Source organism: Chondromyces crocatus, assembly GCF_001189295.1.
Taxonomy (GTDB): Bacteria; Myxococcota_A; Polyangia; order Polyangiales; family Polyangiaceae; genus Chondromyces; species Chondromyces crocatus.
This window is the reverse complement of sequence record NZ_CP012159.1, coordinates 5,592,068-5,599,788: the sequence shown is the minus strand read 5'-3', so window position 1 is coordinate 5,599,788 and position 7,721 is coordinate 5,592,068. Positions and strand designations below refer to the sequence as shown.

The following is a 7,721-nucleotide window of genomic DNA, read 5'->3' as shown; positions in this document are numbered from 1 at the left end:
AAAGAGAGTGCGACGACGGTTCTTCGGAAACGGACGGGGAACTTCGAACGCCCGTCACCCATCGGACCTCCGGAGATCGTTCCCTGGCGCGGGAGGAACACCACACGCCGAGCCCGGCTCCACCGAGCGAACCTTGCCGTACTCCAGCGTGACGACCCGGTCCGCGCAGTGGAAGTAGCGATCATCGTGGCTCACCGCGAGCACGGTCTTCCCTCGCCGCTTGAGGGCAGGCAGCAGCTCCTCGTAGAAATGGCGCCGGAACTCCGGATCCTGATCCGCCGCCCACTCGTCGAAGACGCAGATGGGCCGGTCTTCGAGCAAGGTCACGATCATGGCCAGGCGCTTCCGCTGACCCGTGGACAGGTCACGCCGGGTGAAGCGATCCTTCTCGAAGGCGGTCTTCTTCTGGAGGTGCATCTGCTCGAGCAGGGCGCGCACTTTCTCGCCGTCCACCGCCGGCACACCGTAGAGCTTCGAGAAGAGGTGGAAGTCGGAATAGATCGCCGAGAACAGCTCTCGGTACGCGGCGACGTTCACCTCGGTCACCGGCGTGCCATCCACGATCAGAGCGCCCAGCTCCGGTCGGTAGAGCCCGGTGAGGTTCTTCAGGAAGGTCGACTTCCCGCTCCCGTTGCCACCGACGATGAAGATCGTCTCGCCCGCCTGGAGGGTCAGGCTGATCGGGCCGATGCGGAAGGCCTCCCTCCCGTCGTCCGAAGCGTACGTGTACTCGAGCTGGTCGACCTCGATGGCCTTCGTGAGGCGCCCGCCCCATGGATCGTGCGCCTCGGCCCCTCGCCCCGCCTCGAGCGCGCCGTCGAGCCTCCGCTCCAGATCGTCGATGGCGGAGAGCGCGACGTTCGAGCGGATGTATGCCGGGATGCCGCCCATGCAGCCGCTGAGCGGTCCCCAGGCGAACAGGACACCAGCGATGAGCATCTGCTGCGTCTTCGCCGCGATCTCGATCTGCAAGGGCATGAGGAAGACGATGGTGCCCAGTGCGGCGAAGAGAATGCAGGCGGCGAAGATGAAGTTGTCGTCGAGCAGCGCGTTGGCGCGCTTCGTGTCGTCGCGCAAGATCGCCGACGTCTGCACGAGGTCTTCCCGGAGCTCACGTCCGCGACGCCGGTTGAACTTCACCTCCTTGGAGCCCTGGAGGAGGTCGGTGAGCTGATTGAAGAACGTGATGCGCGTCAGCGCCGCGCGGTGAAAATACTCCCCGATCTCGCGGTTCTTGCCGGCATAGAGCATGAACCCGCCCACGATCAGGAGCGAGATGGCGCAGAACGCCGGCAGCGACAGGGAGGCGAGGTACAGCGTGCTCGCGACGATGATGCACACCGACTGCAGGAAGAACGCCAGCCGTCCCGCCGACTCCGAGACCACCGCCACGTTGTCGGTGATGCGATCGTAGATCTCGGCCGTCCCGATCCGCTCGAGTTTCTCCATGTCCGCCTGCTCGACCTTGGCGACGATCCTCGTCTTGACCCGGTGCAGAGCGCTCTCGAGGACCGTGGTCATGCGGTGGTAGATGTTCCTGGCGCCGACCACGTAGATGGCGACGGCGAGGCCGAACATGACGAAGGTCCGGGCGCTCGTCTCGGCCGCGTCCGTCTGGGTGATCTGGTTGACCAGGCCCATGACGATCGTGTTGGCGACGCCGCTGACGCCGGCCGCGACGAGGATCTTGCGGCGCTCCGGCGCGGCTTCCTGGGTGACGAGCTCGATGAGGGTCATGGCCGGACGACCGGAGGGAGCGCCGTCTTCATGCGACCCCGTGGGTTTCGCCTGGGCGGCGCTGAAGCGCCTGGCCCGGCACGATCGAACGGACCTTCCCGTACTCCATGGTCACGACGCGGTCGGCACAGTCGAAGTAGCGGTCGTCGTGGCTCACGGCGATGACCGTCTTGCCTCGCCGCTTCAAGGACGGGAGAAGCTCTTCATAGAAATACCGGCGGAACTCGGGGTCCTGGTCAGCCGCCCATTCGTCGAAGATGCAGATCGGTCGGTCCTCCAGGAGGGCCACGATCATCGCGAGGCGCTTTCGCTGCCCCGTCGACAGGTTGGTCCGCGTGAAGCGGTCGCCCTCGAAGGAGGTCTTGTCCTCGATCTGCATCTGCTCGAGCAGCGGGCGCACCGCCGCCTCGGACACACCGAGCAGGCCATACAGCCGGGAGAAGATGTGGAAGTCCGAGTAGATCGCAGTGATGAGCTCGCGGTAGGCGGCGGCCCGCTCCGGCGTGACCTCGAACCCATCCACGCTCAGCATGCCGGCGCTCGGTGGGTAGAGGCCAGTGAGCACCTTGAGAAAGGTCGACTTGCCACTGCCGTTCCCGCCGACGACGAAGACGATCTCCCCTGCGGCGAGGTCGAGGTCGATCGGGCCGATGTGGAAGGCCTCCCGAGCGTCCTCCGACGCATAGGTGTACGCGAGGTCCTTGACCACGATGCCCTCCGTCAGCTTCCCCTCCCAGGGATCGTCGCCCTCACACTCCAGCACTGCGGCGTCGAGCTTCTTCTCCAGCCCGTCGATGTTGCCCAGGGCGACGTTCGACTCGATGTAGGCGGGGAAGCCTGCAATGCAGGTGACGATGGGTCCCCAGGCGAAGAGGACGCCTCCGAGGAGCAAGCGCTCCGTCGTTACAGCCACCTCGACGTGCTGGGGCAGCACGAAGATGATGGCCGCGAGCGCCACGTAAAGGTTGCACTGCGCGAAGAGCCAGTGATCGTGGAAGGCGTTGCCCGACCTCGTCGCCACGTTCCGCAGCGCGCCCGAGGTGTCGCGGATGTCCTCGCGAAGCTCTTGCCCGCGCCGGCGGCTCAGCTTGACCTCCTTGAAGCCTTTGAAGAGATCGGTGAGCCGGTCGAAGAACCCCAGGCGGATGGTCGCCGCACGCTGGAGATCCCCGGTCACGTCCTGGGCCTTGAGGTAGAAAAGCGTGATCCCGCCGCCGAGGAGGACGACGAGCAAGGTGAAGGCCGGCAGGGAGAGCGAAGCGACGTACAGCCCCGCCGCGACGGACATGAAGAGCGACTGGAGCAGGTTGGCTATCAGTGTCGCCGAGCCGGAGATCTTCGAGACGTTGGTCGTGATCCGGTCGTAGATCTCGGCGGTCCCGATCCGCTCGATGCTCTCGTAGCTCGCGCGCTCGATCTTCTCGAGGATCCTCACCTTGATGGTGTGGAGCGCGTCCTCGATCGTCCCGGAAACGCGATGGCACGTGAACCTGGAGCAGAGGACGTAGACGGCGATCAGCACGACGAAGAGCCCGCAGTCGGCGAGCGTGGCGCCGCCGTCCGTCCTCTGGACGATGGAGTTGGCCAGCGCCACCGTCGCCGCGTTGGCCACGCCTGCGACGCTCGCGGCGATGAGAATGCGGTCGCGTGCCTCGTGGGCTTCCTCGGAGATGAGCTCGATGATGTTCATTGAGCAGGAACGTGAAACTGGCTCACCCGGAGCCCGCCTGCGCAGGCTCCCAGCGAGTCCGCCCCTCCTTCAGTTCACGATGCAGCTCGATCGAACAGGAGTCAGAGACATGCGACGTGAGCCTCGGGTGTGGGGCTCGGGAGAGCGACCATGAACTCGCGGAGCGCTCGAGACGCGCTACCGGACCCGCGTTGTGTTGCCACCTAGTCTATCGGGCGGACCGAGTAAACGTTGTTCATGTCCTCCCGCACACGGACGCACAGGTGCCCGTGGTCTCGAAATCGATCGATTGATCGATGCGGGATCAGAGGATCACACCGCAAGAACGCTGGCAGCGCTCAGCGGTGTGATGACAGGCGAGATGTTCGCCGGCGCCGAACGCAGATCGTCGCGAGCCCCGCCGCCACGAGCCACCCGGCGCTCGTTCCCTCGGCCTTGCCCAGCGCGCAGTCCCAGCCGCCACCCGCAACCAGCGCCTGGGCCTTTGTCACCGCGCCGCGGGGGACGACCTCGATGCGCGCGAGCGCAGTCCCGGAGCGCCCGGAGGCGTCCCGCACCCGCAGCTTGAGGGTGTGGAGGCCGGTCTCCTCGAAGAGGACGAGCAGGGAGGGGCGGGCGATCGACTCGTCCCAGATCCCGTCGTAGTCCCAGTCGACGTCGAAGAAGAGCGTGTCCAGCGCGTCGGCGGGCTCGGACGCATCGAGGGGAAGCTCGGTCTTCACCCCCGCCTCGACCCGCGCCTCGATCGGCGCAAGCCGTGGGGGCGCACCGGCCGGCGGCTCGACGCCGTGGAGGCTCTCGTAGATGCGCAGCTTGCCGTGCCCGTAGTCCGTGCTCGGCGCGGTCCCCACGATGTCGTCCACGAGGGCGCCGGCGCGGATGGCCTCGCGCACGTCGAGCCCGGTGCGCTCAGGGTCTGCCTCGAAGAGGAGCGCGGCAGCGCCAGCGACGTGCGGGCTCGCGGCCGAGGTCCCACCGAAAACGCTGTAGCGCGCCTCCTCGCCTTCCCGGTAGCCGCTGGTGATCGGGTCGTCGGGCGCGCTGATCCACATCAAAGGCGCGCCGTCGAGGCGCCACCCCCGCCCCGAGTACGAGGCGCGCACGCCGGGCTCACCGCCCCAGCGACCCAGCCCCGTGTACGCGGCCACGGCGAGCCCGAAGTCCGCGGTGCCCGGGTAGCCGATGAGGTGATCCTCGCTCACGTGATCCGGGAAATGGATGCCGTGCCCCCACCCCGAGAGTTCATCCATCACGTACCCGATCAGCTCGATGGACGAGCCATCCACCGGGCCGGGGTCGACGATCTCCATCGTCCAGTTCCCCGCAGGGATGGGGGACGTCACGAACCCCGTGTCCACGAGGAACACGTCGAGTCGCGCGGTCCCTCGCTGTGAATTCTCGCGCGCGGCGTACACCATGACGTCGCCTCCGCTCCCCCAGCGCTCGTAGATGTACGGAATGCTCGGATCGTCCGCGTCCAGCGTGAGATCCTTCGAGATGCCCTGCGGATCGGTGAGCTTGAAGGTCAGGTTGCGATCCGGCGCGCGCCAGAGCCAGGAGGTGTACATCGCCCCGAATTCCCCGTAGGGGCTGTCTCCCGGGACGCGCAGCGACGCGACGACCGCCTCTCCGGCAGCGACCGTACGTTTCGAGAGTTTGTCACCTCCCGAGAGATTCCCGGCCGGATTGATGTGCGCGACCCGCTGGCTCGCGGTCTCGTCGATGAGCTGCTCCAGCGCGCTGGAGCCATCGAGCGGCTGACCGATCCAGGGCGCGTACTCGTGGAGCACCACCCGGGCGCCCTCCTCGATGCACATATCGGTCAGCTCGAACTCACCCACGGCGTCGCTCGCGGTCGCCATGATCAGCTCCGCGTCGGGGGCGATCCCCGTGAAGCGGGTGAGGCCGATGGCCCCCCCCAGGATCACCCCGGCCGAGCCGGTGCCGTGCGCGATGCTCTCGTCACGCCGCGCCCGGATCAGGTTCACGCCACGCTGAAAGCGCTCGCTGCCGTTCACGATCATCCGGATCTTGGAGCTTCCCAGCGCCACGATCCGCTCGCCGACGTCGAGGGTGCCGTTGCGGTTCACGTCGTCGACGACGTACAGCGGCTCGCCGTACGTGGGATCCTCCTCGGTGAAGCCGGAGGCCGTGCCGAACTCGCGCGCCCCGCTGCCGTCGAGATCGGCGTAGAGCCAGTCCATCCCCGCCGCGAACGCCTCGCTCTCCGAGCCCAGGAGCGGCTCATCGTCGTAGTAGTTCGTGATCACGCTGTTCAGCGTGCGCAGGATCTCCGGCACCCCGTCGCCATCGCGATCCACCCCGTCGATCCCCGGGGAAAAGCGGCCATCGCCGTCGACGTCGACCCAGTCGAAGTAGCCGCCGTCGGCGCGGAAGAACAGCGGGTGGAAGTGGTCGACACCGCTGTCGACGTCGCAGACGACGACGCCGCGGCCGGTCACCCCGTGGATCTCCCCATGGGGCTTCATCCCGGCGCCCCAGGCGTCGCTGGCCTGGATCTCGGCCCCGGTCTCATCGATCGGCCGGGGCGAGCGGAACGGGGCGCCGTCGGGGCGGAGCGAGCGCACGAAAGGGAGCGCCGCGACGCGCGCGACCGTGTCGAGGGACATGCGCGCGACGATCACGTTCCCCTGTCCGCGGGGTGATCCGTCGGCGCGCAGCCGAGGCACGGCGCCAGCGGCCCGGAGCGCGTCGATCTCGGCGGGCGTGGGCCGCGCTGCGAAGCGGACCAGCACCGGCACCTCACTCGCGGCCGGCGTGATCCCCCTTTGCCCCACGGCGCTCACGCGGGGCGTGAACGAAAGCGGCAGCGCGCCCTCCAGCGAGGCGTGGCGCGGCAAGCGAGAAAGCGCCGCGGAGAGGCGCGCAGGCGCCGGTAGTGACACCGGTGGAGCCGCGTGGGCGAGCGTCGCGCGCGGCGCAGGGAGTGACGTGGGAGACGCGGACGGCGCAGACGGCGCAGACGGCGCAGACGGCGCAGCGTGCCCGGGTGAGGCCTCCGCGAGCACCGAGAGCAGCAGCGCAGAGAACACCGACGGAAACATGTGCGGGCGAGAGCGCATGGCCGAGACTCCAGAAAAGCGCGATGGACCGCGTCGCAGCCGAGCGTACAGGATCCACGCAGCTCCCGGTCCGCTCTCTCCCAGGGTCGCCCTCGCTCGTCCCCGCGAGGTCGTCGTCGACGCTCGGACTCAGCGGGCCTCGTCCGCTCCATCGCGACTCGATCCAGCACGCGAGGGCACGCCGGGCCGCGCCTCCGGCAGATCCATGCAGCAGCGGATCCCCGTCGAGTAGTCGAAGTATTCGAAGGTGTGGGCGGTCACCGTGGACATGCAGCCATCGCGCGTCGACCGCGCGTAGAAACCACCGACGAACGTGCCGGCCTCGTCGGCGACCCACTCGTCGAGGTTGCCGACCATGTCGGCGATGGCGTCGTCCTCCCAGGTGCTCATGCAGGTCGACGTCTCCCCCGTACGCCGCAAGAGCGGGCGCCCCTTGTGCTTGACCTGGTTCAGGCGCGGATCGCTGTGCCCGCGGCTCATGTCGTCGTGCAGCACCAGCGCCGGGTGCGTCTCCCGGAAGACGTTGCACTTCCCCCCCTGGTACTTCGGACCGTACGGGAACTGGAGCTGCTCCTCCCCCATGCAGGCCGTCCTCCACTCCACCAGCGAGCACAGTCGCTTGCCCGCGTTCTTGCAGGCGAGTTCCGCCTTCTCTCCGCTGGTGTAGCCCTGCGGGACCACCCCTTTGCGCGACACGGCGCGCGCCTCCACGTCGCGCTGCCGCTGGAACGCCGGGAGCAGCGGCAACGCCATGGCCTGCGCCTCCTCGTCGCCCATCTCCAGGCGCTGCTTCTGCCAGAGCTTCTCGATCGAGGTCGCCTGACGCCGCGAGGGCGGGTAGTAGGGCGAGAGCGCCGAGCCCGTCTCGACGTCCACCAGCGACGCCTCGAAGCGATCGACGCAGAAGCTACGGGCGACGCGGACCATCTCCGGCGGGCAGCGGCGCTCCGGCGGTGGCGGCGGTGGCAAGAGATCCTCGGCGAAGCCGGCATCGTCGAGCGGCGCGTCCTCGCGCTCCGCGGCGTCCACCTCCGCCGCATCCACGGCGTCGGCGCCCGCGTCCTCACCGAGTTCCGCGCCTGGAGCACACTGACACCCGGAGAGTGCGCCCCCCACGGCGAGCACCGCGAGCAGACACCATGACGCACGGTCAGCGCGGCGCATGCTCAACGAGCACCCCCCGATGCGAGGACAGAGGGGATGACCTCGAC

The 7,721-nt window shown here is 68.2% G+C and carries 4 protein-coding genes; all 4 read right to left on the bottom strand.

Features of this window, described 5'->3' with window-relative positions; genetic code table 11:
* Window positions 1-54: 54 nt before the first annotated feature.
* Entirely contained in the window at window positions 55-1,737 is a 1,683-nt protein-coding gene (locus CMC5_RS20575; protein WP_050432013.1) for a cyclic peptide export ABC transporter, read from the bottom strand.
* 28 nt (window positions 1,738-1,765) lie between these two features.
* On the bottom strand, window positions 1,766-3,427 hold the full coding sequence (locus CMC5_RS20570; RefSeq protein WP_050432012.1) for a cyclic peptide export ABC transporter: 1,662 nt from the start codon (window positions 3,425-3,427) through the stop codon (window positions 1,766-1,768).
* A 338-nt stretch (window positions 3,428-3,765) separates the two neighbouring features.
* Complete coding sequence (locus CMC5_RS20565) at window positions 3,766-6,510, bottom strand: S8 family serine peptidase (protein ID WP_082362652.1); 2,745 nt, start codon at window positions 6,508-6,510, stop codon at window positions 3,766-3,768.
* Window positions 6,511-6,639: 129 nt separating this feature from the next.
* Window positions 6,640-7,674, bottom strand: a complete 1,035-nt coding sequence (locus CMC5_RS20560) for a hypothetical protein (protein WP_050432010.1) — start codon at window positions 7,672-7,674, stop codon at window positions 6,640-6,642.
* Window positions 7,675-7,721 lie beyond the last annotated feature (47 nt).

Coding starts and splice junctions, on each gene's coding strand:
- CMC5_RS20575 (WP_050432013.1), bottom strand. CDS start 1,737: ATGACCCTCATCGAGCTCGTCACCCAGGAAGCCGCGCCGGAGCGCCGC.
- CMC5_RS20570 (WP_050432012.1), bottom strand. CDS start 3,427: ATGAACATCATCGAGCTCATCTCCGAGGAAGCCCACGAGGCACGCGAC.
- CMC5_RS20565 (WP_082362652.1), bottom strand. CDS start 6,510: ATGCGCTCTCGCCCGCACATGTTTCCGTCGGTGTTCTCTGCGCTGCTG.
- CMC5_RS20560 (WP_050432010.1), bottom strand. CDS start 7,674: ATGCGCCGCGCTGACCGTGCGTCATGGTGTCTGCTCGCGGTGCTCGCC.